Source organism: Lactiplantibacillus sp. 7.2.4 (genome assembly GCF_018991185.1).
In the GTDB taxonomy this organism is placed as follows: Bacteria; Bacillota; Bacilli; order Lactobacillales; family Lactobacillaceae; genus Lactiplantibacillus; species Lactiplantibacillus pentosus.
In genome coordinates, this window is record NZ_JAGYGS010000149.1 from 1 (window position 1) to 925 (window position 925).

A 925-nucleotide genomic window follows, 5' to 3' on the forward strand; every position below is an offset into this window, starting at 1 on the left:
CCCGAATTGTCAAATTAAGTTAGAAATTTTTTAACTGTTCATCTGTAATCTGACTGATGAATGCTTCCAGAGGTGTCTGGTAACCCAAACTTTTTCGTGGGATGTGGTTTCGTCGACTGGCAACTGCTTGAACAAATCTGTCTGATAGCTGGTCCATAATAAGATTGTGACGTAAACCATCTTTACGCAGCAGACCATTGGTGTTCTCATTTAAACCACGTTGATTGGGTGCTCCGACAGCGGCAAAGTAAATATTTAAATCAAATTGGTTAGCAATGGTTCGCCAACCGGCGAACTCCTTACCATTGTCAAACGTAATTGACTTAAATAGGTGTCGTGGCAGCTTCGAAAGCCATCCTGCTAAACTACGATTGACATCGTGTGCCGACTTGGTATGCGAATTCAGCACAATTGCGACCTTAGTTTGTCGTTCAACCAGCGTGGTTACCGCACCCTGATGGTTTTTACCTTGAACCGTGTCACCTTCTAAATGGCCGAATTCTTGATTAAAATTAGGATATTCCTGATAACGATTCTTTAAATCCCTGCCCAATTGACCCGCTTTCCCACGGCGTTCAATGTAACCATTAGGGTGCCGTTTGCCGTGCATCGGTAAATCTTTGGTCGACAACCCCAAAACACCGCGTTTGAAAAGGCGGTAAAGGGTTCGAACCCCACAGCTGAAAGCCCGTTCTTGGCGATTAATAATGGTATCTGGTTGCCAACCAGCTTGAGTTTTGGCTTGAATATAGGCCAGTTCATCAGGGCGTAGTTGAATTGGTTTACGCCCACAATGTTGTTTATGCTTTCGATAGTGGCATTGGTAATCAATAATCGTACCGCCAGCGTCAAGAAACCGATAAATACGATACACAGTTTCAGCACTCCGATGGAGCGCTGGGGCCACTAGATAAGCCTTTTTACC

General features: G+C 44.5%; 1 protein-coding gene. It reads right to left on the bottom strand.

All coding sequences use genetic code 11. The annotated features are described in order from the left end of the window. Positions 1 to 19: 19 nt before the first annotated feature. Positions 20 to 925: IS30 family transposase (locus tag KGF70_RS16940; RefSeq protein ID WP_253955636.1), on the bottom strand; the 906-nt coding region annotated here is incomplete at its 5' end.